This is a genomic window from Bacillus cereus group sp. BfR-BA-01349 (assembly GCF_022663795.1).
Lineage (GTDB): Bacteria > Bacillota > Bacilli > Bacillales > Bacillaceae_G > Bacillus_A > Bacillus_A cereus.
On the sequence record NZ_JAKUGE010000125.1, the window covers coordinates 1 to 365 of the forward strand.

Sequence of the window (365 nt, forward strand, 5' to 3'; positions counted from 1 at the left end):
TAATCCTCCAAAAGTGGTGACCCGTACGGGATTCGAACCCGTGTTACCGCCGTGAAAGGGCGGTGTCTTAACCACTTGACCAACGGGCCAAAAAAGTTTTAAACCTATTCCCAAGCTTCCAACCGGGCTTGAACCGGTGACCTCTTCCTTACCATGGAAGTGCTCTACCAGCTGAGCTATGGAAGCATAATGGCTCCGCAGGTAGGACTCGAACCTACGACCGATCGGTTAACAGCCGATAGCTCTACCACTGAGCTACTGCGGAATAATATTAGCCTGGCAACGTCCTACTCTCACAGGGACAAGGTCCCAACTACCATCGGCGCTAGAGAGCTTAACTTCCGTGTTCGGTATGGGAACGGGTG

Annotated in this window: 3 tRNA genes and 1 rRNA gene; all 4 read right to left on the minus strand. The window is 52.3% G+C overall.

The window, feature by feature from the left end:
- Positions 1-14: 14 nt before the first annotated feature.
- A tRNA-Glu gene (locus MR169_RS28040) sits at positions 15-89 on the minus strand.
- Positions 90-113: 24 nt separating this feature from the next.
- Positions 114-186, minus strand: a tRNA-Thr gene (locus MR169_RS28045).
- A gap of 4 nt (positions 187-190) precedes the next feature.
- Positions 191-265 (minus strand) — tRNA-Asn (locus MR169_RS28050).
- A gap of 9 nt (positions 266-274) precedes the next feature.
- Positions 275-365 (minus strand): 5S ribosomal RNA (rrf, locus tag MR169_RS28055); the annotation flags it as partial.